Origin of the sequence: Asprobacillus argus (assembly GCF_032248395.1) — a bacterium.
Lineage (GTDB): Bacteria > Bacteroidota > Bacteroidia > Flavobacteriales > Flavobacteriaceae > Polaribacter > Polaribacter argus.
On record NZ_JAVTTO010000002.1, the window covers coordinates 569,655 to 595,441 of the forward strand.

Here is a 25,787-nt window from a genome sequence, read left to right on the forward strand (position 1 = left end):
AATCTAAAGAAACACAAATTTACACTTTATGTCGTGTATAAAAAGTTTCTGCGTGGTTTTTTAATTGAGTTCTTAAATATTTCTCTACGGCATCAACTACCTCAGGATACATTATTTGTGAAAGTTCATCGCAATAGACTTTCGCTATTTCAGTAGCCAAGACTAATGTATTATCAAAGTTTTGTGTGATGAATTTTAGGAAATACCCATTCCCTTGAAAGGTATCATTGATCTTTGAAGTAGATGGGATACCATTCGGTAAATCCATTTTCCCAAGGATAGTACTCCAAGATTCAATATCTTCTTTAAAACGATCCTGATCTACATTTGCCGTCCCTAAATTCCAGGTAGGCACTTCTCTGTCCCAACGTTTCCAGTTATAACTATGCATATCATATACAATACATACGCCAAACTTACTTTCTAATTTAGAAATAAGAGCATATACCACTTTATAGAAGTTTGCGTGTTTTTCTAAGCTTTTAGAGATCATTGCATCGGGTAATGGCTTATACCAAAGTTGCTTTCCCCATGCATCTTCATATATGGCATTTCCAGGTCCTCTATTTAGATCATACTCAAATCGCGAGTCCATTCCTGCAATCACTATTGGATGCATATTAACCATCTCTTTCGTGGCAGGATCCTCTTCAAACCAACGTTCATACTCGGTATGCTTACAATTCGCCCAAAGTTCTTTCCTGAATTGATGTCCGTCGTGAACAGCACCACATGCGTACGGTACGTAATCGTCTATTTTAATCGTAAAAGAATAATCATCTGAAACAGCTTCAAAAAGCTCTTCAGCTTCAATTTTTTTAATGATAGCTTCTATAGATAGCTTTAACATAATCTTATTTTTCTATTGGTAAATCTAGTATACTTCCCCATTCCGTCCATGATCCGTCATATATAGTCATACCTGAATACCCAGAAACATCAGCTGCAAGTGCTAAAACGCAAGCTGTAATTCCAGTACCACAAGAAAAGATCATTTCGTTAGAGTTAGGATTAATTCCCTCATACAAAATCTGTAATTCTTCCTTAGATTTTAAACCCTCTGAAGACAAAACTTCTGCGTACGGAAAACTTTTTGAGTTGGGAATATGACCGCTTCTAACACCTTCTCTCGGTTCCTTAGCAGTTCCATAAAACCTTCCTGTTGATCTGGCATCCAGTAACAGTTTATTGGAATCATATATTGATCGTAAAACAGCTTTTTTATCAACAAACATTTTCTTAAGACTGGTAGCTTCGAAATTGCCTTGTGAATATATTTTTTCATCAGGATCTTCAACTTCAAAACCTTCCGACTTCCATCCTGGCAATCCACCATCTAGCACTCCTATATTTTGAAATCCCATCGCTTTAAAAGACCACCAAGTTCTTGGTGATGAATAGATGCCATGGTCATCATATACGACAATACAACTGTCTTTATTAATTCCTAAGTTCTGTACCTGTTTCTCAAAGTCATTGGATGATAACATGGTGTTTGGGAATTGTCCCTTCTCATCCGAAAACACATTTTTTATATCAAAGAATCGCGCGTTTGGAATTTGCTTTTTCGCCTGGTCTTCATGTATTTTTTTAACCGTTACCTTTGGCAAAGTGGCATCTAATACAATTAAATTGGAAGCATTCATATGGGTATGCAACCAATGTGCAGAAACTAGTGAGCTTGGTATTTTAAGTAATTCACTCAATGTAATACCGTTAAGCTTCTCGTACCCTTTTCTTTAAATCTGTTTTTCGTAGGAATGCTGCATTTCTTTCTAAGAATTTACTCTCCATGAAATCTACCACTTTTTCTTGAATTCTGGTTTTGTATACTTTATTCATATATGTAATCCCTCCAGGACTCATTACATTCACCTCAACCAGCTTGCCTCCTATCACATCCAATCCTACAAAATAGAGTCCATCTTTTACAAGCTTGGCTCCAATGGTTTGACATAATTTCTTTTCCTGCGGATTTAACTTATGCTTAGCAACAGTACCTCCGGCGGATACATTAGAACGGTGGTCCTTTTCTCCTGGTATTCTTCGCATAGCTCCAATGGGCGTTCCATTCAACATCAAAATTCGAACATCTCCCTGATCCGCACCTTCAATATATTCTTGCAGAATTACATATTCAGAACTTCCATCTTTTTTGTGGATGTAAAAGTCCAATAGTGAGTTAATATTTCCCATTGCCGACTTTTCAATAAGAATAACTCCAGAACCTCCAAAACCATCTAAAGGTTTTAAAATCATTTTATCAGCATCAGACTCTTCAATCATCTGAATTAAATAGTTCTTATTTTTTGAAACATGTGTTACTGGAATAATATCATTATTAGGGTCTTCAAAAGCCGCAGTGTACAATTTATTATTCGCTTCTCTCATTCCTCGAACCGAATTGATAATAAACACATCATCCTTTACAGAATCTAAAAAATTCAGCATTAAAGGATCTAATGGCGGCTCAGCTCTCATAAAGATTACGTCAAACCCTGCCAAAGGAAGCATCTCTTCTCTTGTAGTTGTTCTTTTATAAAATGATTTTATACTTGCTGGCACCTTCTCATGCCTATTCAAAATAGTACAAAATGCGCTCGTAACACTATTACGAATCGTTAGGTTTGAAGGAGTACAAATGACAACTCCATGACCTCTTTTAGCACATTCGTGGATTAATGTTAAAGAGGTATCATTCTCAGGAGATTTGATATCCTCCCATGGATACATTAAAAAGCAAACATTCATATTTATAGGGTTTAAGTTGGTTATTTAACTTGATCGTAATGATCATCCCATTCTTTAGGTTGTGGATCATGTATTTTATCAAAAGATTTTGCAACAATCATAGATACCGTAGCATCTCCTGTTACATTTACAGTGGTTCTACACATATCTAGAGGTCTATCTACAGCAAAGATCAACGCCAATCCAATAGGTAATAGATCCGCAGGAAAGCCTATACTATCCAATACAATTACTAACATCACCATCCCTGCACCTGGCACAGCAGCTGAACCAATCGACGCTAATAACGCAGTTAGCACAATGGTCAATTGATTAGAAAACGTCATTCCTTCCGGCCATAAAACTTGCATAATAAAGACAGCAGCAACAGCCTGATACAAACTGGTTCCATCCATATTAATTGTCGCACCTACGGGTAACACAAAACTAGATACTTCTTTATCCACACCTATATGCTCTTCAACACGCTCCATAGTTACTGGTAAGGTAGCTGCACTAGAACTTGTTGAGAACGCCAACAATTGAGCTGGTGCAATCTGTGTTAAAAACCAAAATGGAGATTTCTTTACATATACTCCTACTAAGGTTGAATAGAATACGATCATTAAGAATAATCCTAAAACTACTACCCCTGCATATTTTAATAAAGCCAACAAAATATCAGGATCTTCTGCTGTTACCACCACAGTTGCTAATAATGCAAACACTGCGTATGGCGCAGAGAGCATAATAATATCGACGATTTTAAGGACGACATCATTAAGAGAGTCAAATACATTCTTTAAGGGCTTGGCCTTTTCTTCAGGAATCAATAGCAAACTAATTCCTAGCAATATGGTAAAGAAAATAACCTGAAGCATGGCTTTATTTTCACTCATTGCTTTAAAAGCATTATCGGGAACCATATCTACCACAAACTGTAGCGGACCACTTTGTTTCTGATCACCGGCTTCAGCCATTCGTTCTTTAATCTTTTCATTCGAAGAATATTTCTCCTTTAGTTTAACCACTGTATCTTGAGAAATCCCATTACCTGGTTTAAAAGTATTCACCAAAGCCAATCCAATGGTAATCGCAATTACAGTTGTTACAATATAAATCCCAATGGTTCGGAGTCCCATTCTTTTAAACTTTGAAATATCTTTCAAATCAGAGATTCCCTTAATCAAAGAAGCTAAAATCAGCGGAACTGCGATTAGTTTTAACATTCTCACAAAAATGTCTCCTAAAGGTTTTATCCAGTCTGTTACAAATTTTCCTCCAGATCCAATTTGTAACATGATAATCCCAAAGATCAACCCTAAGATCATTCCTATCAATATTTTCCAATGCAGTGCTAATTTCTTCATGAAATGTGTTTAAGTTTTAATGTTTGAAAGGTAAAAAAAAAATGCAATATCCTAGCGAAAAATATAGGTGGCTTATATTCTTTGTAGGATTTAACTTTTTAGTCTTACTATAAGTTCCTATATTTAGACTATAATTCCCTCGAATTATGTTAAGAAAAAGTGGGGCATGGCATTTAATTTTATGCTTAACATTGTTGTTAGGTATAGGGGTGAATGCGCAAAGTCTAAGCTATTCTGGCACGAACTCTTTTAACATATCTTCTTCTACACATTTAGACGTTGTGAATATTCCTATGTTAGAGCGGACTCCTACTGGAATGACTTTTGGAGATAGCGGTACTAAGTTATATTTAGTAGGAACCAGTGGAGATGCTGTTGTACAGTTTACACTAAGTACTGCCTATGACGTTTCTACACGAGGTACTATTCAGTCATATTATAGAGTGAATGGTGAAGAAACTGCTCCTGAAGATGTTACTTTTAATGATACAGGAACTCGAATGTATGTATTAGGAGGCTCCGGTGATGATGTCACTCAATATACGCTAAGTACCGCCTGGGACGTCTCTACAGCTAGTACTCCAGTCGTTTGGGATACTAGAACTGCTATTGAAAACCTTTTAGGTGCAACCAATGGAGATCGTTTAACAGGAATGGCATTTAACGACGACGGTTCCAAAGTTTTTGTTATAGATAGAAGAAGTGATGATATTTTCGAGTTTGATCTATCTACAAATTACGATATTTCTACCGTTAGCGCGGTGATCGATAATATACCCACTACTGGAGAAGGAAATCCAAGATCCATAAGTTTTAATGCGGATGGCACAAGAATATACATCATTGGTAATGCGGGAGATGACGTAACTACTTATACACTTACAACAGGTTTTGATCTATCTAGTTTAACGGGTACAACGGTATCTGTAGCTTTAACAGAAGATAATACTCCTCAAGCATTACTCATAAATGATGACGGAACCACTTTTTATGTGGCTGGTTCTGTGAATGATCAAATCAATGAATATACGTTAAGTGCTGCTTTTGATTTTAGCTCTACGATAACGCATATATCTGCAGCAGGATTCCCAACTGTGGAAATCACTCCACATGGTATGGTTTTTAATGATGATGGCACCAAATTGTTCGTAGCTGGTGATCAAGCAAACGCCATTGCCGAGATTGCACTCTCTACTCCATATGATATCACTACAGCAAGATTTACAGCAGGATTGTATGTAAATAGTGAACAGACACAAATTAGAGGATTGGCCTTTAATAATACAGGAACTACCTTGTATATTATTGGTAATCAGAATGACGAAATAGATGGGTACGACCTTTCCGCAGCCTATGACTTGACATCAACCATTACCACAACAACGGGAAGCCCTTGGAGTATTGCTACAGAAGATACGAATCCGAGTGATCTGTTCTTTAATAATGATGGTACGAAGTTGTATGTGATGGGAAATACTGGAGATGATATCAATCAGTACTCTTTATCTCCTGCCTATGACATGACTGATGCTATCGCGGCAAATTTGGACATAGCCTTTCCATTAAACAATGTCTCTGGTCTAGTGATTGATTCTGCACCACTGGGAGGCATCTTTAACAACGATGGCACCAAATTATATATTGCTGGAAATCAAGGAAATGATATTAATGAGATCACTTTGTCAAATGCATATGACTTGTCTTCTGGTACTATTACAAGTACGGCAACCTATAGTGTAAACTCAGAAGAATCTACCATTACCGATGTGGCTTTTAATGGAGATGGTTCCAAATTTTTTATAGTTGGAACCAATGGAGATGATATGAACCAATACCAAACTAGAGGAAATCTACCTGAGACATCCACTAATAATGGAACTATCGATGTAACAACGCCTTTAGTGATTACGCTAACAGGAGATACTTTTGCAGATGTAGATGCCGATAACCTGTTAGACCTTACAACAGAATTTACTATTGCAAATTTACCTCCTGGACTTACGCCAATATTCACATTAACTGGAGGAGATACTGTAGCAACACTCACTTTTTCAGGTACCGCAGACAGTCATATAGATAGTGATGAAGCTGCGGCAAATATGTCGTTTACGTTTACCGATGATGCGTTTACAAGTTCTAACGCTGCCGATGTAGCTTTAGCTGTGGCGCACACCAATGTAATGGGGTTTGATTTTATAGAATGCCCCAGTAATGAGATTGTCTACAATGGATCGTGGTCTGGTGGTAGTGGAGCCGGTGGTGCTCCCGATGAAACTGACGATGCTTCAGGAATTCGAATCGAAGCGGATGTGACTATCACTGCAAATTTTGATTGTGATTGTTTACATGTCGATTCAGGCTTTACTTTATCTACTGCAACTGGCGTTCAGGCTAAAGTAATTAATGCCTTAGAGTTAGAAGGAGATCTTCGATTATTAGGCACCTCTCAATTGATACAAGAACATACTGGTACTAGAAATGTATCAGGTACAGGAAATGTATATAAGGATAGAATGGGAACCTTAAGTAATGTGTATCAAATAGGTTATTGGACCTCACCGGTAACCACCAATGGATCTACCTATACTATTTCTGGTGTTCTAAGAGATGGTACAACTGCCTTAACCGCTTCGAACACTCCTGGAACTATTACCTATACAGATGATTTGGATGGAAATACTACTCCTGTAACTTTAAGTAGAAGATGGTTTGCTAGCTTTTTAAATAGTGGCATATGGACAGAAGAAATTGGAGAAACGGCAACTTTAAATCCTGGCGAAGGTTTTACCAAAAAAAGTACAGGGGCCGGAGCTGGTCAAAATTATACATTCTTAGGTCGACCTAATGATGGTGATTATATTTTTACTATTGGAGCTTTTGGTAGTGGTAGATGGAGTTTAATGGGTAATCCATATCCTTCTCCTATTGATGCAGATCAGTTTATTACAGATAACGCAGTAACGACGACTAGCATTGAAGGTACCCTATATTTTTATGAAGCTGGCAATGATACTTCACACACCACTTCTGAATATACAGGTGGTTATGCCAATAGAGTTGTTGGTATGGGTAATCCCGCTTCCGAATTGGGGATGAGTGGAAAAACACCAGGTCAATATATAGGTATTGGGCAAGGCTTTTTTATCGAAGCATCATCCAGTGGCGGTGATGTGACCTTTGACAATGGCCTTAGAGTTTTTGACCCTACAGACGCCAACACTGTATATTTTGGTAGAAATAGTACTCAGAGAAACGAAACTCCAAGCTTCCCAATACTTCGTTTAGGCTTTGAATTTGATCTCAATGGCGAAATTTATCATAGACGCGTATCTGTTGGATTTAGAGGGCTCACACAAAATCATGAAAGTGGTTATGAAGCAGAAATGTGGGATTATAAATCTTCTGATTTGGCATTGAAAATCAATGATAGAGCCACACCTCATACCATAGCAGGAATAGAAGATTTCGATAATTCATTGGAGATTCCTTTAATGTTGCAACTAGATCAAGAAAGAGCAGTTACTTTTATGGTAGATGAAACGGAGCAATTAACCACCGATATTTATATAAAAGACGCCGTAACAAACTTCTATTATAATATTACTAATTCTAGCCAAGAAATTACAATGCCTGCGGGAACGTATAATGATCGTTTCTTTATTACTTTCGATAATACCTTAGGGACTGATGATCCACTATTAGAAAGTCAATTATTACTATTTGCAAAAGACAAACAATTGATTGTAAAAAGTAATACAATAGAGATTCAATCTTTAACAACGTACTCTATCCTAGGTCAAGAAATAGATCATTATCAAAATACAACTTCTATAACTGGTGAGGTTACCCTACCTATCGAAAAATACGCAACTGGGATTTACATTGTAAAAGTCAGTACAAATAAGGGAATTGTATCCAAGAAAATTGTGGTAAACTAGATTCTTCCTCTATTCTTCTTAAGAAATTAATTTTGCAATAAGGATTCTATTTCCCGTTCATGTTGTAAATTTGCAATACAATTTTCAATATGGAAAAACTCAAGGAGCGTTGGGGCATTACCTCTAATTTACAGATCATACTTATTCTCATTGTTTTTGCTATTAATGGTTCGTTATCAGCATGGTTAGCAAAACCAGCTATGGAGCTTATTGGTCTTTATAAAGAAACCACCAATGGTTTAATCTATTGGCCACTTCGTATCCTTATTATATTTCCCGTGTACCAATTAACATTACCCATTGTAGGTTATATCTTTGGTCAGTTTAAATTCTTTTGGGAATTTGAAAAGAAGTTTTTAAGTAAATTGGGACTAGGTTTTTTATTCAAAAAGTCTGAATAATATGTATTTCGATGAGTTCTTATCTAAATTGAATCAAGTACAGTTCAGAGAGCTAGGTGGTTTAGATGCACAATTTAAATTAGCGCCTAAACTAAGGCTTCGCTATAATCAACAAAAGATAGAAGCCAGTAATCCTAAGAAAGCCGCTGTATTATCACTTTTTTACCCAAATAAAGAAAACAAAGCAACTTTTTTACTGACACTAAGAGCAAGTTATAATGGAAAACATTCTAGTCAAATAAGCTTTCCTGGAGGGAAAATTGAACAGCGTGACAAAGATCTTAAAGAAGCCGCTCTCAGAGAAGCTTTTGAAGAGGTTGGTATTTTAAAAAATGAGGTTCATATTGTTAGAGAAACGACGGATGTATATATTCCTCCCAGTAATTTCTTGGCAACGCCTTTTATTGCCTACACCAATAAAAGACCTGTCTTTACAAAAAACTACGAAGTAGAATCCCTTATTGAGGTTTTAGTAGAAGATCTCTTGAATGAAGCAAACATTACATCAACAACAATGACAACTTCTTATATGGAAAAAATAGAGGTACCTTGCTTTAAATTAAATAATTACATCGTTTGGGGTGCAACAGCCATGATGTTGAGTGAAATCAAAGAACTCCTAAAATAGTGCTAGTCTGCAATACTTTTGTATTTTAGCAGCCAACCAAGTATTAAATTTTTTAGGTAATGCCTTTATTTAAAAGGAATCCTTTCGGACATATTTTATTTATAAAAAAATGGCTCATAAGAATTTTAGGAGTCGTTTCTCATGGTAGGTATAGAAGTTTTAACAATCTACAGATCGAGGGATCAGAGATTTTAAGGCAGCTTCCGGATAATAATGTGTTATTCATCTCGAATCATCAAACCTATTTTGCGGATGTAGCCGCAATGCTTCACGTTTTCAATGCTGCATTAAAAGGTAGAGATGATACTATTAAAAATGTAGGATATATCTGGAATCCAAAATTAAATATTTACTATGTGGCAGCTGGAGAAACTATGCGTTCGGGGTTACTACCAAAGATATTTGCGTACACAGGTTCTATCTCGATAGAAAGAACATGGCGAAGTGGTGGGCAAGATGTAAAGAGACAGGTGAAAATGTCCGATATATCAAATATTAGTAAAGCCTTAGATGATGGGTGGGTAATTACCTTTCCACAGGGTACCACTACTCCATTTAAACCTATTAGAAGAGGAACTGCTCACATCATTAAAACATACAATCCAATAGTTATTCCAATTGTAATTGATGGATTTAGACGTTCTTTTGATAAAAAGGGGTTACGCATAAAAAAGCGTAATGTATTGCAATCCATGGTAATTAAAGAGCCTTTGGAAATTGATTATGAAAATGAATCTGTTGCCGATATTGTTACCAAAATTGAGTATGCCATTGAACAACATCCCTCATTTCTTAAGGTAATCAGTCCAGAAGAATACGCTAAACAAGAAGCTGAACTAAACAAGAAAAGAGAATTCTGGAACCTATAGCTCCAAAATTCTCTCAGTTTTATTACTACTGTTTACCCTAACCAAGCATTCATCATCCAAAGTGTTTTCTCTTGTTCTGAGATAAAATCACTCATCATGGCATTGGTTCCTTCATCATTGGCTTCGTCAGATAGGTTCAATATACTTCGTTCAATTTTCAACAATTCAGATAAAGAGGTTACGATTAATCCTACCGCTTTCTCATCATTGGAAATATGATTTGCAACTGGCACTTTAGCTAGATTCGTGTATTCATTGAATGTATGTAAAGGTGTAGCTTGCAAGGTTAAAATTCGTTCCGCGATCATATCTACCTTTTCCTGAGCATCGGTATATAGTTCTTCAAATTTTAGATGCAGTTCAAAAAAGTTTTTCCCTTTAATATTCCAATGAAGCCCTCGAAGGCTCTGATAATACGTTTGAAAATTTGCCAATAGAACGTTTAACTCTTGTGCTAAACTTTGCATGTCTTTTTGGTCTATTCCTATGATATTTTTCTCCATGTTTTTTAATTTTATTCAAATTTATTTAAACTTTTTATGGATAAACTATAGATGTAATTGATAGTTTTAATATCTTTATCAAAAATTTTTATACATGACAATTACACAATTAAAATATGTCCTTTCTGTCGCAGAATACAAGAATTTTACGGTAGCCGCGGAACATAGTTTTGTAACGCAGCCAACATTGAGTATGCAGATTCAAAAGCTGGAAGACGAACTCGATGTTCAGATATTCAATAGATCAAAAAAGCCCATTGAACTGACCGATATTGGCCAAAAGGTAGTTGACCAGGCTAAGATCATTGTTGGAGAGAGTAACAGGATTACAGATATTGTACATCAACATAAAGGCTTTGTTGGTGGCGAATTCAAGTTAGGAATTATTCCCACCGTAATGCCTACATTATTACCCATGTTCCTTAATAACTTTACGCATAAATACCCTAAAGTGAAACTTATTATTGAGGAGTTAACAACGGAGGAGATTATTAGAAAACTTATGGACGGCCATATTGACGCTGGTTTAGCCGCAACTCCTCTAGAAAATGAAGCTATTAAAGAGCGTCCGCTATATTATGAACCTTTTGTAGGACTAATTCCTGAAGGGCATCGCCTCTTCAATGCCAAAAAAATCGATGTTGATCAATTGGAAATGGACGACATTTTATTGTTAGAAGATGGTCACTGTTTTAAAGACAGTGTTATCAATCTTTGTAGAACGTATAAGGATGACAATGCAAAAGGGTTTCAGTTAGAGAGTGGAAGTTTTGATACCCTCATTAAATTATCCAAAGAAGGATTGGGCATGACACTCTTACCCTACTTACATACATTGGACTTAAACGATAAAGACCAAAAACACCTGAGAGAGTTTTTAGCTCCACCTCCAGCAAGGGAAGTGAGTTTGATCTATCATAAATCACAATTAAAAATGCAGCTTATAGAAGCTTTAAAAACGACCATAGATGGCGTGGTAAGAGGTGCAATTTCTTTTAGTGATGTAAAAATAATAAGCCCTTTACAACGGGCATAAAAAAAGGAAGCTAATCAGCTTCCTTTTTTATTTATGCATACATTTTTTCTCTTAACTCCTTTATTTTTGGATCTTCTAGATACTCGTCAAATGTGTTGTATCTATCTATCACCCCTTTTGGAGTCAATTCAATAATTCTATTTGCAACAGTTTGCGCAAATTCATGATCATGTGTTGAGAACAAGATCGTTCCTTTAAAGTTTATTAGTGAATTATTCAACGCCTGAATAGATTCTAGATCCAAGTGGTTTGTTGGCTCATCTAACATTAAGATATTAGCTCTCTTCATCATCATTCTAGACAGCATACATCTCACTTTCTCTCCTCCAGACAATACATTACTTTTCTTTAGAGCTTCCTCTCCCGAAAAGATCATTTTACCCAAAAACCCTCTTAAGAAAACTTCTTCGCGTTCCTCTTCTGTTTGCGCATATTGACGTAACCAATCTACAAGGTTTAAATCTCCATTCTGAAAGAATTCTGAATTATCTAATGGCAAATAAGATTGTGTAGTAGTTACACCCCAATTATACTTTCCGGCATCTGCCTTTTCACTATTTGCAATGATTTGATAAAAAGCTGTTACAGCTCTCGAATTTTTAGAAATTACGGCAACCTTATCCCCTCTATTTAAATTGATATCAACAGCTTTAAATAGCACTTCATCTTCAAACGTTTTACTTAAGCCTTCTACATTTAGAATTTGATCTCCTGCCTCTCGTTCACTTTTAAAAATAATAGCAGGATATCTTCTACTAGAAGGTTTGATCTCATCTATATTTAACTTTTCTATCATTTTCTTTCTACTAGTCGCTTGTTTTGATTTTGCAACATTTGCAGAAAATCTTCTGATAAACTCTTCTAATTCCTTCTTTTTGTCTTCTGCTTTTTTGTTCTGTTGTGCACGTTGCTTTGCAGCTAACTGACTAGATTCATACCAAAATGTATAATTCCCTGAGTAATGATTGATCTTTCCAAAATCAATATCAGAAATATGTGTACATACAGCATCTAAAAAGTGTCTGTCGTGAGATACTACAATGACTGTATTATCATAATTCGCTAAAAAACTTTCTAGCCATGAAATAGTTTCAAAATCTAGATCATTGGTAGGCTCATCCATGATCAATACATCTGGACTTCCAAACAACGCCTGTGCTATAAGCACACGTACTTTTTGTTTTCCATCCAAATCTTTCATTAAGGTATAATGTAAATCTTCCTTAATTCCTAAATTTGAAAGCATCGAAGCAGCATCAGAATCAGCGTTCCAACCATTCATTTCCTCGAATTCAACCTGAAGTTCTCCTATTTTTTCTGCGTTCTCATCTGAATAATCAGCATATAGAGCATCAATCTCCTTCTTAACCTTAAACAGATCTTTATTCCCCATTACAACTGTTTCCAATACTGGAAACTCATCAAAAGCATAATGATCCTGAGATAAAACTGACATGCGTTTTCCTGGCTCTAAATGAATCTGGCCAGAAGTAGGCTCCTGTTTTCCAGAAAGTATTTTTAAAAAAGTAGACTTTCCCGCTCCGTTTGCTCCAATAATACCATAACAATTCCCTTGTACGAATTTAGTATTTACTTCATCAAACAATATTCTCTTACCAAACTGAACGGATAAATTAGAAACTGATAACATGTGCTATGCTTTTAAATTTTGTGCAAAAGTATGAAAATCATTTATTTTTTCTGGTACTAAATTAACATCGTTTTATGAATAAAAAAGAGATTTTGATATACCGATTTAGTTCTATATTTTAGCTCGGCTTTAAAAAGTATAAGTCTATTGTTTATAAGATGTTGTTAAAAAAAATTCTTTTAACACCGTATTAACAAGCAAGACCTTAATTGATGCCTATTTTTGAGCTGTAATTATGTTTAATGAAAATGTTAGCGAGATTTAAATTACTTACATACCTATTTGTAGCCCTCTCTTTTGTGGGATGTGAACCTGAAAATGAAGATACAACTACGTATTTTGGAGGGAAGATCATTAATCCTCGAGGAAAGTATGTTGTATTGTTTGAAAATGAAAAAGCAATAGATACGTTCTATCTAAACAATCACAATAAGTTTTTAGGAGAAATAAACAATTTAAAGGAAGGACTGTTTGTTTTTAAACATGGACCTGAACATCAATATCTATACTTAGAACCCAACGACAGTATTTTAATTCGCTTAAACACTTGGGATTTTGATGAATCTCTTGTTTTTAGTGGTAAAGGAGCTAAAAGAAATAATTTATTGATCGATTGCTTTTTAGATACAGAGAAAGATGATAAATTCTTCCGTAACTTATATAGCCTGTCTCCTACGCAGTTTAAGAATAAGGTAAGAGCTTTGGAGAAACAGAAAAAGCAACGATTAAAAGAGTTATTATCTCGTTTCGAAAATGAATCAAACGACTTTAAAACACTTTTAGAAATATCTCTGACCTATCCGGTATACAGAAGGTTAGAAAATTATCCTTTAGTTCATCATGAAATGATGCGTGAAACGATGAACGAAAAGATAGATGACGATTTCTTTGACCATAGAAGTACCATTGACTACAAGAAAGATAGTATTATGTACTATAGTGCTTACAGAGATTACATTGTAAGCTATTTATATAATATTACGAATAACTCAGGACATAAGATGTATTCTGATAAGTTTACAACAGAGTTATTAAATATTATTGATAAGCACTTTGAATCAGAAAGTACAAGAAATACACTTTTAAGACAAACCGTTATCTCTCATTTTTATAGAAAATCTAGTTGTGACGTAAACAATGATGCTTTTAATACCTTTCTAAAGTTAACTTCTAATAATGAAGATGTAAAACTTGTAAAACGCTTACTAAATGATATAAGAACGTTGCACAAAGGGAAGAAGTTAACAGATTTCCAAATTACTGACCTAAATAACTCTAAGCATTCTATTAAGAGCATTACTAAAGGGAAAGATGTTGTTTTATATTTTTGGAATACAAAGTATATCAGTAAAGATTATTTATATTCTAAAGTGAACTATTTCGCTAAAAAATATCCTAATGTTGAATTTATTGGTGTTCAAATAGACGGCAAAAACAAAGATTACATTAAAAAACTAGATATCAAATCTCAATATTATGTGGATGCTGATAGTAAAGCTAATGCATTTTTAACAAGTAAATTGCCAAGAACAGTTCTGATCAATAAAAAAGGAATTGTTGTAAATGCTTATGCTTCTTTGTCTTCTCAAAACATTTACAATCAAGTAGCTACCTTAGCTCAAAACTAATTTACCTTTTCTTAACCTATCTATTTTATTTAGAGTACATTTGCACGATTTTATCGGTGTATCGTCACCCAAAAATCGAAGTCGTATATAAATAAGGTTTGCAGGTGGGCATCTGTGGATCTACAAAAACACAGTATGTCAACATTTTTAGAATTAGGTTTAAAAGAACCTATCAACAAAGCATTGACGGATTTAGGATATGAAAACCCTACCGTTATACAAGAAAAAGCAATTCCGCAAATCATATCTTCTACAGACGATTTAAAAGCATTTGCACAAACTGGTACAGGTAAAACTGCTGCCTTTAGTTTGCCTATTTTAGAATTAGCAGACGAAAACAATCACAATACTCAAGCAATCATTTTATCACCTACTAGAGAGTTAGCGGTACAAATTGGGAAGAACATTCAAGATTTTGCCAAGTACATTCCAAACATGAAGGTGGTTACTGTATATGGTGGTGCTAATATTGAAGAGCAAATCAGAAAGTTAAAGAAAGGAGCTCAAATTGTTGTAGGTACACCAGGAAGAACGGTTGATTTGATCAATAGACGTGCCTTAAAATTAGGGAATGTGCAATGGTTGGTTTTAGATGAAGCTGATGAAATGCTTAATATGGGATTCAAGGATGAATTAGATAAAGTCTTAGATGCTACCCCAGAAACCAAACAGACCTTATTATTCTCTGCAACTTTTCCGCGCGAGGTCGAGGCAATTGCCAAAAACTATATGACCAGGCCTATAGAGGTTACATCCGGTCAAAAAAATCAAGGATCAGATAATGTAAGTCATGAATACTATCTAGTAACAGAAAGAACACGTTATCCTGCCTTAAAAAGGATTGCTGATGTTAATCCTAACATCTATGCTATTGTATTCTGTAGAACCCGTAGAGAAACACAAGAGGTTGCAGACAATTTAATTAGGGATGGATATAGTGCAGATGCACTTCATGGTGACCTATCTCAAGGTCAACGTGATTCTGTTATGGAGAAATTCCGTAAGAAAAATATTCAGATGTTAGTTGCTACTGACGTAGCAGCTCGTGGGCTAGATGTTAACAACTTAACTCATGTTATCAATCATAAATTACCAGACCAGATCGAAAACTATACACATAGAAGTGGTAGAACTGGTAGAGCCAATAATGTTGGAATCTCCTTAGTTTTGGTAAACAATAAAGAAAAAGGAAGAATTGGTGCTATAGAACGTATCATTAAAAAGAAATTTGTACACACGCAGGTACCTTCAGGAAAGGAAATTTGTCAAAATCAATTAATGCACTTAATTGATAAAGTTCAAAATATTGAAGTTAATGAGAACGAGATTACTGGGTTCTTACCTAGTATTTATGAAAAATTAGAAGGATTATCACGTGAAGAGTTAATTCAGAAGTTCGTTTCACTAGAGTTTAACTCTTTCTTATCATACTATGAGAATGCTCCAGATTTAAACGATTTGGGTTCTAGAGAAAATTCCAGAGGTGGTCGAGGATCTGATGAGAATATGACCCGTTTCTTTATTAATATTGGTAGAAAAGATCGATTGAATCCAGCAAAGTTAATCGGTTTAATTAACGATCAAAATATTGGTGATAAAATAGCTATAGGCTCAATAGATATATTAGACACTTTCTCTTTCTTTGAAGTTGACAAGGCATTTGAGGACAAAACATTAGAGGCATTTATGGCTAATCAACCTGAATTCGAAGGTCGTGGTGTAAATGTCGAGGTTACCAAGAAAGAACGCGGAGGTCGATCTGGAGGTGGCGGAAGAAGACGTGGTAAAAAACCTTTTGGAAATAAAGACGGCGGTGGATTTGGAAGAAGACGAAGTACTGAAGGATCTGGAAGAAGAAGTGGTGGAAATGGAGGAAAGCGTTCTCGAAGTAATGAAAGACCAGATAGAGGATCTAGAGATAAAAACACTGGCGGTTTCGGTAGAAGACGAAGAGCCAGATAACTTTAAAAAACCTACGTAACGTAGGTTTTTTTTTGCGGTAAATCATCGTTAAAAATACGGTAAAACGCATCTGTAATACATTTATTTTCATACCTTTAAGGGTGTTTTTATGCTTTAAAAGAAGTAATTGAACACAAGTGAAAACCATTTTGATGAAAATACCTACCTACCCCAAACCTCTCAGGAACATATTCCTGGTATGTCTTTTAGTACTAGGAATAAGTTCTTGTAAAGTACAGCTCGTTAGCGATTATGATCAAGTTATAGATCATGGACTTAGAGACTACAAACAGCTGCTTAATACTTTTATAAAAAACGCCAGCGATGCAGGTGGAACTGAGCAAGGTACTTTTGACAGTAGCAAAGGAACCTACAATCAATTGGAATCCAAAATAGACTTGTTAATAGATCGTGCTAGAATGCAATCTACAGGTAGTTGTAAGTTGGTTACCAATATTTCTAGTAAAATAGAACGCATTATGGGCGATCAGATGCCTGTTGTAATTGCTCCTAATAATCAAACTGAAAATGGAAATTCTTACGGTTGTACGGAACGCTTATTAGTACTGATAAAAAAACAACTACTCTTTGTAAAAGAGATTCATCAAACAGCTGACAAGTGTCGTAGCAGAAATGGCGAACAACTGTCCTGTATTCGAATAACTACTAGTAAAACAGCATTAGATATAAGCAATCAATCTATTAATGCTGCTTGGATCGTAGAAACAACAAAGCGAAGCTCTAAACGCAAAACCGATTAAGTATGAAACTCACAATAAACAACATATATAAAACCATCTTAGATGAAGCCAGCGATGCTTTTGGTGACGGTTGGGATTCTATTAAGAATTATGCTCCTGTTGAATTTAAAAAGATGTCCACTCAATTAAAGGACATTGCTAAAAATGTGGCTAAATACGCTATAGACTCAAACGACGGGTACTCTCCGGATACGGGAAAAATCTTATTAAAGATGCAAGTAGTCGCTACAGAAAGTGTCTTAGTAGCTATTTCAACACTTACCTTAATCGCAGTACAAAATGCGATCAACAACATTTTTGAAGCGCTAAAAAATACGTTTTCAGAGTTGGTACCAATATTATAGTTTGCCTTCCCTTTTTTAAACTTGACTAATAATCAATAGATTATCACAGAAATTCGCAATTTTAATTGCGGGTTTTGTCATCTACTAACAGCAATACACCCTTACCTTAGATGCATATATAATATTATGTATCCCCCCGTTTATACATATTAGATTCAACTAACCAAAGAGCCCAAGCTTTTGCTTGGGTTCTTGTATTGCAGAAAACTGCAATTTAGTTTGCGCAAATACACCCGTTTAACTTATTAATTTGCAATAACTTACAAGTTCTAATCCTAAACTTAAACTTATGAACCCTCAACAATTAGAAATTTTAGAAAGCAAAAGTCATCGCTTAGGCACCTTGTTAGAAAAAGCTTCAGAAGCACAACTAAATGCCTTTTCTTCCCTTTGGAATGGTTTTCAAGAAGATGAAACTTTGCTGATTAAACTTATGAATTCTTTACCTCCAACTAGTGGTCCTTACCCTTCTCCTACAGATCCTGGCAATATTGAATACGGTTGGGCATTATACTTCTTAAATGTTACTTTACCAGGTACTGGCTCTATCGGGAAATGGCTATATCAGAAACTTCATGATAATTTGGGTATGCCCAACACAACCATCAGTACAACACAATGGAATGACTGGAAAAAAACGTGGTCGACTTCTGGTGTTCTTATGGGAGATGGATCATTAGTAGCAACTCAGTTATATGCAGTCATGGATATTGGATGGTCTTTGGCCGTTATTGATTTCCTCGAGCTACAGATTGGATTGAAAACAAAAGCCAAATTTATTACGACTCCAAATACGGTTACAGTAGATTCCAGTTCACAACCTAGCTTAAGTATTGCGGTTATGGGAGATTGGGGTTCAGGTAATTATCCCGACGGTCCTTCTACAGATAGTCCTTCTACCCAGGTAATGTCGGCAATAAAGAACTTAGCTCCAGATATGGTTATACACTTGGGAGATGTATACTACGCCGGAACGGACAATGGTGTGATATTTAATGGTGAAGAACAACACAACTTAATTGATGTATGGCAATATAAAGCTCCTTTAGGAAACTTCACCCTAAACTCCAATCATGAAATGTATGACGGCGCCAATGGATACTATAATGTAGCCATGGCATCTGACATCTTTCATCCATATCAAACAGGAGCTAGTTATTTTTCAATTGAATATGGCGATTATATCATTCTTGGTATGGACTCGGCATATGACGCTACAGGAATGTATATGCAAGGTAGAATTACAAATAGTGATCAGATACAATTTATGAATGATGCTTCTAACAAAGGAAAGAAAATAGTACTGATGACACATCACAATCCAATTGATACTCTAGGCGATTCGTTAAATGACTTATGGTCTGATGTTAATGATACCAATGGATTAAATAATCCTCCTTACATGTGGTATTGGGGTCATATTCATAATGGTATTGTTTATAATGACAATGCCGCTTCTGGAAACACGTTATCTCGATGTCTTGGAAATGGCGCAATTCCTATTGGAACTGGAAGGTGGTTAAAAAATGGTAATATTGACTATTTTACGAATACACCTTTAAATGATGGTGCTCCTAACAATAAGTTGCGTGTTAAAAATGGTTTTGCCATCCTTACTTTTGATAGTAATGGCATTACCGAAACATGGTATGATCAATCTGGAGATCAATGCTGGTATAACCAGGCCTAATAAGAAACTCTTGTAACATAAAAAACCCAAGCGAAATGCTTGGGTTTTTTATGTTATCTATACAAGTTCTATTCAGCCGCCATATTCGCAGCAGCAATTTGCTTGTAAACACCTTCTTCCAATTTACTACGGATCCCTGAAAATGCATTAATTGTTTCATCAATATCGTCCTGTGTATGTGTAGTTGTCGGAATTAATCTTAAAATAATTAGTCCTTTAGGAATTACTGGATATACCACGATAGAACAGAATACTCCATAATTTTCTCGTAAATCCTGCACCAAAGCCATCGCCTCAGGTACATCTCCTTTTAAATATACAGGAGTAATACATGTTTTTGTGGTTCCTAGGTCAAACCCTGCGGCTCTTAAACCTGATTGTAGTGCACGTGTGTTTTCCCAAAGTTTATCTTTTAACTCTGGCATAGTACGGATCATGTCCAAACGCTTTAAAGCTCCCTTTACCATAGGCATTGGCAAAGACTTCGCGAACATTTGAGATCGCATATTGTATTGTAAGTACTGAACTATATCTTTATCACCAGCAAAAAAAGCGCCAATTCCTGCCATTGATTTTGCAAAAGTTGCAAAGTACACATCAATATCATCTTGGACTCCTTGCTCATAACCAGTTCCTCTTCCTCCTTCTCCTAGGGTTCCAAAACCATGCGCATCATCTACTAGCAATCGGAAGTTATATTTCTTTTTTAAAGCAGCTATTTCCTTTAAACGTCCTTGCTCTCCTCGCATTCCAAAAACTCCTTCAGAGATCGCTAATATCCCTCCTCCAGTCTTTTCAGCCATTCTTACAGCACGCTTCATATTCTTCTCAAAGCTCTCCATGTCGTTGTGCTTATAAACAAAACGCTTACCAGGATGTAAACGAACACCATCAATAATACATGCATGTGTATCTACATCGTACACAATAATATCGTTTTTGTTTACTAAAGCATCTATGGCAGATACCATCCCTTGATATCCAAAATTTACTAAATATGAAGCTTCTTTTCCTACAAATTCAGCACATTCTCTTTCTAATTGCTCATGAAATACTGTATGACCTGACATCATTCTAGCACCCATTGGGTACGCCATTCCATGCTCCATAGCAGCCTCTCCATCCACTTTTAAAACTTCTGGATGATTTGCCAATCCTAAATAATCATTAATGCTCCACGTAACTACCTTCTTCCCATTAAAAGACATTCTGTTAGAAATAGGTCCTTCCAATTTTGGAAATACATAATATCCTTCCGCTTTTTCAGCCCAATTTCCTAAAGGTCCTTTATCTTCTCGAATCCTTTCAAATAAATCTTTCGTCATACTATTTATCGTTCATTTTTTCAGCTTGCAAATTAACCTATTTTTTGCCAGTTAATCAAATTTTAAAAATTTGTCTTTAACAAGATTTTAACAATTTGGTGATTTTTAATCGTTTTTCCAAATATCGTCATTCCTTTTAGAAGACGAGAAACTCCTGTTATTGCTACTTCTCTATATATATTGCTGGAGAATTTTGTGGCATTTCAGAGTCATAAAAACCTTGTTCTTTCATCCATTCATCACTATATATTTTATTCATATAGCGCGATCCATGGTCCGGGAAAATAAGCACAACAAAACTATCTTCGTCAAACATCTCTTTAGCCGCATACTGCTCTGTAGCTTGCATTACAGCACCACAAGTATAACCCGGGAAAAAGCCTTCTTTTGTCACAATTTCTCGCGCCTTATATGCTGCATCCTTATCCGTAACTTTCTCATATACATCAATTACGGAAAAATCAGTAGCATCAGGGATTAAGTTTTTACCTAACCCTTCTATTTTGTAAGAATAGATCTCATTTTTATCAAACTTACCTGTTTCATGATATTTCTTCAATATAGATCCATACGCATCTACTCCCAATATTTTTATATTTGGATTTTGCTCCTTTAAATATTTTCCAGTACCTGAAATAGTACCTCCCGTTCCGCTAGCAACGACCAAATGCGTAATCTTTCCTTCGGTTTGTTCCCAGATTTCCGGTCCGGTTGTTTCATAATGCGCTTCAATATTAAGCGCATTAAAATACTGATTGATATAAACAGAGTTCGGTGTTTCGTTATGAATTCTTTTAGCAACTTCGTAATAAGATCTTGGATCATCAGCTGGTACATCAGCCGGGCATACATATACTTCGGCTCCCATGGCTCTTAGTCCATCTATTTTATCTTTAGAAGACTTATTACTTACCGCTAGTTTACAGCTATATCCCTTTACCATGGCAATCATAGCTAAACTGAATCCAGTATTACCAGAAGTAGTTTCTACAATAGTGCTTCCAGGTGTTAAGATCCCTTTTTTCTCTGCATTCTCAACAATATGTAAAGCTATTCTATCCTTAGCGGATTGCCCTGGGTTGAATGCTTCTATTTTAGCAAAATATTGCCCTGGATAGTCTTTTGTAATCTTGTGCAACTGAACTATGGGCGTCTGCCCAATTAGGTCCAGTAAATTCTTGGTTATTCCTTTATTTCTTATCATTCTTGGCTTGGTCGACGACTGCAAAACTAATTTATTTTTCTAACTTATTTTCTAATGCTAAGAAAAAGGTGTAATCTCTCGCCGTTTCCTTTAACGCATCAAACCTACCCGATGCACCGCCATGCCCAGCATCCATATTGGTATGCATTAATAAGACATTATCTCCAGTTTTTACATCCCGCAATTTCGCTACCCATTTTGCTGGTTCCCAATATTGTACTTGGCTATCAAAATAACCCGTTGTTACTAACATATTAGGGTATTCCTTTGCTTCTACCTGATCATAAGGAGAATACGACAAAATATAATCGTAGTATTTTTTATTCTTTGGGTTTCCCCATTCATCAAACTCACCGGTAGTTAACGGGATAGATTCATCCAACATAGTAGATACGACATCTACAAAAGGTACGGCTGCTACAATTCCATTGTACAACTCTGGATTCATATTTACAATTGCCCCCATTAACAATCCTCCGGCTGACCCTCCCATTGCATATAGGTGGTCTGCAGATGTGTAGTTATTGTCAATTAAAAATTTAGAACAATCTACAAAGTCATTAAATGTATTCTTCTTATGCAGCATTTTTCCATCTTCATACCATTCTCTTCCTAAATATTGACTCCCTCTAATATGTGCCAAGGCATACACAAAACCTCTATCTAATAAGCTTAAACGTGTAGTTGAAAACCCATCTGGAATTGTGTATCCATAAGAGCCATATGCATATTGCAACAAAGGAGTATCTTTACTAAGTTTAGTGTCCTTATGATACACCAACGAAATGGCAACCTTCTCACCATCTCTGGCTGTTGCCCATACACGTTCGCTTTTATAGTTAGATTTATCAAATGTGCCTCCTAGCACCTCCTGCTCTTTTTTAATTTCTTTTGACCTTTCTCTCATGTTATAGTCAATCACAGAATTCGGTGTTGTGAAGGAATTATATGAGTATCTAATAATATCTGTATCAAACTCTGGGTTTGCGTATACACTTGCGGAATATGTTTCTTCATCAAAAGGCAAGTATTCATCCTTGCTCCCATCCCATCTTTTGATTCGGATTTTGCTTAATCCATTTGTGCGTTCTTCTAGCACTAAGTATTCCTTAAAAATTGAAATATCTTCTAGTAGCGTATTTTCTCTATGAGGAATTACATCGACCCAATGTTCTTTAGACGTTTTTTCAACAGGCGTTTTCATCAACTTAAAATTCGTTGCATCATCCTTATTTGTTAAAATATAGAATGAATTGTCAAAATGAGAAATACTATATTCTAAATCACGTTCTCTAGGTTGAATTATTTTGAACGCTCCATCGGGGTTATCAGCAGAAAGCACTCTGAACTCCGATGAAACCGTATTATAACAACCTATAACAATATATTTCTTAGATTTTGTTTTGTACACATACGTCCCAAAAGTTTCATCTGTTTCATGAAAGATCTCAACATCTTCCGATGCATCCGTCCCTAGCACGTGCTTAAAGATTTTCTCGCTCCTTAAGGTAACTGGATCTTTTAAAGTATAATACAAGGTTTTATTATCATTTGCCCATACAGATCCCCCTGTTGTATTTTTAATTTCGTCTTTATAAACCTCTCCAGTTTCTAAATTTTTAATCCTGATAACATATTGTCTTCTGCTGACTGTATCAACGGCAAACGCCGCTAATTTGTTATTTGGACTTATATTAAGCCCACCTAACTGAAAGTATTCATGCCCTTGTGCTTCTTCATTTACATCAAATAAAATATTTTCTGGAGCTTCTAGATGTTCTTTCTTTCTTGAGTAAATTGGATATTGTTTTCCTTTCTCGAATCTGGTGATATAGAAATAACCGTTGTTTTTATAAGGAACAGAAGAATCGTCTTCTTTGATCCTTCCTTTCATTTCTTGAAATAAATTTTCTTGAAAATCTTTTGTATACGCCGTTACTTTATCAAAATAGGTATTCTCTGCCTCTAAGTAGGTCTCTACTTTATTGGTCTGTTCATCTTTATTCTTGGCTGTTTTCTGCTCATCAGTGAGGCGCATCCAAAAATAGTTATCTATTCTTGTGTCTCCGTGTACCGTTAACTCTTTAGCTTGTTTTTCTGCAATTGGTGCTTTCGCATCCGTATTCTTCATGGATTCATTTTTACATGCGGACGCAAAAATAATACTAAATACCGTGGTAAGTTGCATGATTCTTTTCATTTTAAGAAGATTTTATGCTTGCAATATAAATAGTAATTTTGTCATAACGAATTTAACACGCAAAACCATGTTTGGAGATTTATCAGGTATGATGGACAAGCTGAAACAAGCACAGCAAAAAGTTGAAGAAACTAAATTACGATTGAACACCGTTCTTATCGATGAAGAAGTTTCTGAAAAACTAAAGATTACAATTACGGCGAACAGAGAAATTAAATCAATTCACATTGATCCTTCATTATTAGAAGATGCAGAAGAATTAGAAGATTACTTAGTAGTCGCCATGAATAACGCGATTCAAAAAGCCAGTGCCATTAATGATCAGGAAATGGCTGCTGCAGCGAAAGATGGGATGCCCAATATTCCTGGAATGGATCTATTTTCTTAATGCCTATCTCTTTTTTCATACAAGCCAAAGATTATATGCTTCCTTGTTTGAACAAGCAACTCTTTGGAGTGGAGTGTTTAGGCTGCGGGATTCAGCGTGCTTTTTGGTTATTGTTAAGAGGTGAGTTTGTCGCAGCTTTCAAAATGTATCCAGCAATATATACCTTATTGATATTGGCGATATTTGGACTTCTGCATTTGAAATATAAATTTAAAAAAGGTCGTAAAATTATACTTACTTTAGTCACCGTTAATTTGCTGATCATTATCATCAGCTACTTTATAAAAATGAATTATTTATTTTAATTTGATATAGCAATGGAAAATCAAACTCCGTCTAATGGAACCGCATCTCTAGTATTAGGGATACTTTCAATTTTAACGTGTATTTGTTATGGTATTCTTGGACTACCTTTAGGAATTATTGCTTTCTTTTTGGGTCGTGGTGCCGAAAGAGAATTTAGAAAATATCCCGATACATATACTAGTGCAGGAAATGGTACTGCAGGAAAAATTTTAGGAATTATAGGTATTGTATTAAACCTTATAATGATCCTGATGATATTATGGGCATTAAGTCTTATTGGTTGGGATGCGCTTGGCGATCCAGATTTAATGAGAGAAAGATTAGAATCATTACAATAAAAAAAGGAGCCAAATGGCTCCTTTTTTTATAAAGTATATTCCTTTTAGAATCCTGATGCTGCAAAGCCCAAAAGTCCAAACAGAAAAATTAAAGCGTAAAATGACAACATAATAATCGTCAAAATACCTACAAACTTGTAATGAGATTTCATATACTCAAAAGCCTTTGTAAGTGCACTTTCATCTTTCGATTGCAATGAAGCTTTCATGTTTCTTGAAAACTTGAACAAGTAATACACAGGAAAGAAATATAAGAGTGCAACCAATAAATAAATAATGGTAAAAAAAGCACCTCCGACAGCTTCGGTACCTCCGCCGAATTCAGACGCAGCAGAAGCTAGAAATGCTCCTCCGAATAGTGCCATAAGCACTACAAGTCCAATACCTATAAATCCAACAATTGCCAAGAAGTTTGTCCATTTTGCAATTTCTCTTAAAAAAGCCAGAGTTTGATTATTCAATGTTAATCCCTTTGGAGTATCACTCCCGATATCATCTATCGCCATAATATAAAA

General features: G+C 35.5%; 23 protein-coding genes. 13 read left to right on the top strand and 10 right to left on the bottom strand.

Annotation, left to right across the window (positions count from 1 at the left end; translation table 11 throughout):
- Positions 1-19: 19 nt before the first annotated feature.
- From RQM59_RS06320 to RQM59_RS06335, 4 genes are read right to left on the bottom strand one after another with little or no spacing between them, the layout of a single operon-like run.
- Positions 20-850, bottom strand: coding sequence for an N-formylglutamate amidohydrolase (locus tag RQM59_RS06320; protein ID WP_349241239.1), 831 nt, complete (start codon positions 848-850; stop codon positions 20-22).
- Between the two features lie 4 nt (positions 851-854).
- Positions 855-1,706: a sulfurtransferase gene (locus RQM59_RS06325; RefSeq protein ID WP_349241240.1), complete on the bottom strand. Its 852-nt coding sequence runs from the start codon at positions 1,704-1,706 to the stop codon at positions 855-857.
- Between the two features lie 10 nt (positions 1,707-1,716).
- Positions 1,717-2,751, bottom strand: coding sequence for a glutathione synthase (gene gshB, locus RQM59_RS06330; RefSeq protein WP_349241241.1), 1,035 nt, complete (start codon positions 2,749-2,751; stop codon positions 1,717-1,719).
- A 20-nt stretch (positions 2,752-2,771) separates the two neighbouring features.
- Positions 2,772-4,100 carry a dicarboxylate/amino acid:cation symporter gene (locus RQM59_RS06335; RefSeq protein WP_349241242.1) on the bottom strand — a complete coding sequence of 443 codons (1,329 nt, stop codon included), beginning with the start codon at positions 4,098-4,100 and terminating at the stop codon, positions 2,772-2,774.
- A gap of 146 nt (positions 4,101-4,246) precedes the next feature.
- Here RQM59_RS06335 and RQM59_RS06340 point away from each other — a divergent pair, with 146 nt between their 5' ends.
- From RQM59_RS06340 to RQM59_RS06355, 4 genes are all read left to right on the top strand, one after another.
- Positions 4,247-8,038: a DUF8693 domain-containing protein gene (locus tag RQM59_RS06340; RefSeq protein WP_349241243.1), complete on the top strand. Its 3,792-nt coding sequence runs from the start codon at positions 4,247-4,249 to the stop codon at positions 8,036-8,038.
- A gap of 89 nt (positions 8,039-8,127) precedes the next feature.
- Positions 8,128-8,439: a DUF6787 family protein gene (locus RQM59_RS06345; protein WP_349241244.1), complete on the top strand. Its 312-nt coding sequence runs from the start codon at positions 8,128-8,130 to the stop codon at positions 8,437-8,439.
- A gap of 1 nt (position 8,440) precedes the next feature.
- The gene (locus RQM59_RS06350; RefSeq protein ID WP_349241245.1) at positions 8,441-9,067 is read left to right on the top strand and encodes an NUDIX hydrolase; all 627 of its coding nucleotides are present in this window, start codon (positions 8,441-8,443) and stop codon (positions 9,065-9,067) included.
- Between the two features lie 59 nt (positions 9,068-9,126).
- Positions 9,127-9,936: a lysophospholipid acyltransferase family protein gene (locus RQM59_RS06355; protein ID WP_349241246.1), complete on the top strand. Its 810-nt coding sequence runs from the start codon at positions 9,127-9,129 to the stop codon at positions 9,934-9,936.
- Positions 9,937-9,968: 32 nt separating this feature from the next.
- Here RQM59_RS06355 and RQM59_RS06360 read toward each other — a convergent pair whose 3' ends face one another.
- Positions 9,969-10,439 carry a Dps family protein gene (locus tag RQM59_RS06360; protein WP_349241247.1) on the bottom strand — a complete coding sequence of 157 codons (471 nt, stop codon included), beginning with the start codon at positions 10,437-10,439 and terminating at the stop codon, positions 9,969-9,971.
- Between the two features lie 94 nt (positions 10,440-10,533).
- Between RQM59_RS06360 and RQM59_RS06365 the strand changes: the two genes are divergently transcribed.
- Positions 10,534-11,475: a hydrogen peroxide-inducible genes activator gene (locus RQM59_RS06365; RefSeq protein WP_349241248.1), complete on the top strand. Its 942-nt coding sequence runs from the start codon at positions 10,534-10,536 to the stop codon at positions 11,473-11,475.
- A 31-nt stretch (positions 11,476-11,506) separates the two neighbouring features.
- Here RQM59_RS06365 and RQM59_RS06370 read toward each other — a convergent pair whose 3' ends face one another.
- Positions 11,507-13,126, bottom strand: a complete 1,620-nt coding sequence (locus tag RQM59_RS06370) for an ABC-F family ATP-binding cassette domain-containing protein (protein ID WP_349241249.1) — start codon at positions 13,124-13,126, stop codon at positions 11,507-11,509.
- A gap of 242 nt (positions 13,127-13,368) precedes the next feature.
- On the opposite strand from RQM59_RS06370, the gene RQM59_RS06375 reads away from it, so the two are divergent.
- The 5 genes from RQM59_RS06375 to RQM59_RS06395 all read left to right on the top strand — a co-directional run bounded on the left by RQM59_RS06375 (position 13,369) and on the right by RQM59_RS06395 (position 19,511).
- On the top strand, positions 13,369-14,754 hold the full coding sequence (locus RQM59_RS06375) for a TlpA family protein disulfide reductase (RefSeq protein WP_349241250.1): 1,386 nt from the start codon (positions 13,369-13,371) through the stop codon (positions 14,752-14,754).
- A 135-nt stretch (positions 14,755-14,889) separates the two neighbouring features.
- The gene (locus RQM59_RS06380) at positions 14,890-16,716 is read left to right on the top strand and encodes a DEAD/DEAH box helicase (protein WP_349241251.1); all 1,827 of its coding nucleotides are present in this window, start codon (positions 14,890-14,892) and stop codon (positions 16,714-16,716) included.
- 152 nt (positions 16,717-16,868) lie between these two features.
- A complete protein-coding gene (locus tag RQM59_RS06385; protein WP_349241252.1) occupies positions 16,869-17,477 on the top strand; it encodes a hypothetical protein in 609 nt (202 codons plus the stop codon).
- A 2-nt stretch (positions 17,478-17,479) separates the two neighbouring features.
- Positions 17,480-17,821 (top strand): hypothetical protein, encoded by a 342-nt coding sequence (locus RQM59_RS06390; RefSeq protein ID WP_349241253.1) that lies wholly within the window; start codon positions 17,480-17,482, stop codon positions 17,819-17,821.
- Positions 17,822-18,110: 289 nt separating this feature from the next.
- Entirely contained in the window at positions 18,111-19,511 is a 1,401-nt protein-coding gene (locus RQM59_RS06395) for a metallophosphoesterase family protein (protein WP_349241254.1), read from the top strand.
- Positions 19,512-19,579: 68 nt separating this feature from the next.
- On the opposite strand, the gene capB is transcribed toward RQM59_RS06395, so the two are convergent.
- The 3 genes from capB to RQM59_RS06410 form a co-directional block, all read right to left on the bottom strand.
- Positions 19,580-20,836, bottom strand: a complete 1,257-nt coding sequence (capB, locus tag RQM59_RS06400; RefSeq protein WP_349241255.1) for a cysteate-C-fatty acyltransferase — start codon at positions 20,834-20,836, stop codon at positions 19,580-19,582.
- A gap of 163 nt (positions 20,837-20,999) precedes the next feature.
- Complete coding sequence (capA, locus tag RQM59_RS06405; RefSeq protein WP_349241256.1) at positions 21,000-22,040, bottom strand: cysteate synthase; 1,041 nt, start codon at positions 22,038-22,040, stop codon at positions 21,000-21,002.
- A gap of 31 nt (positions 22,041-22,071) precedes the next feature.
- The gene (locus tag RQM59_RS06410; RefSeq protein WP_432208135.1) at positions 22,072-24,171 is read right to left on the bottom strand and encodes a S9 family peptidase; all 2,100 of its coding nucleotides are present in this window, start codon (positions 24,169-24,171) and stop codon (positions 22,072-22,074) included.
- A 136-nt stretch (positions 24,172-24,307) separates the two neighbouring features.
- On the opposite strand from RQM59_RS06410, the gene RQM59_RS06415 reads away from it, so the two are divergent.
- From RQM59_RS06415 to RQM59_RS06425, 3 genes are read left to right on the top strand one after another with little or no spacing between them, the layout of a single operon-like run.
- The gene (locus tag RQM59_RS06415) at positions 24,308-24,628 is read left to right on the top strand and encodes a YbaB/EbfC family nucleoid-associated protein (RefSeq protein WP_349241258.1); all 321 of its coding nucleotides are present in this window, start codon (positions 24,308-24,310) and stop codon (positions 24,626-24,628) included.
- Between the two features lie 35 nt (positions 24,629-24,663).
- Positions 24,664-24,933, top strand: coding sequence for a DUF2752 domain-containing protein (locus tag RQM59_RS06420; RefSeq protein WP_349241463.1), 270 nt, complete (start codon positions 24,664-24,666; stop codon positions 24,931-24,933).
- Between the two features lie 12 nt (positions 24,934-24,945).
- Complete coding sequence (locus tag RQM59_RS06425; RefSeq protein ID WP_349241259.1) at positions 24,946-25,272, top strand: CCC motif membrane protein; 327 nt, start codon at positions 24,946-24,948, stop codon at positions 25,270-25,272.
- Positions 25,273-25,316: 44 nt separating this feature from the next.
- Here the strand turns inward: RQM59_RS06425 and RQM59_RS06430 are convergent, their stop codons facing one another.
- A complete protein-coding gene (locus RQM59_RS06430; protein ID WP_349241260.1) occupies positions 25,317-25,778 on the bottom strand; it encodes a DUF5362 family protein in 462 nt (153 codons plus the stop codon).
- Positions 25,779-25,787: the final 9 nt, after the last annotated feature.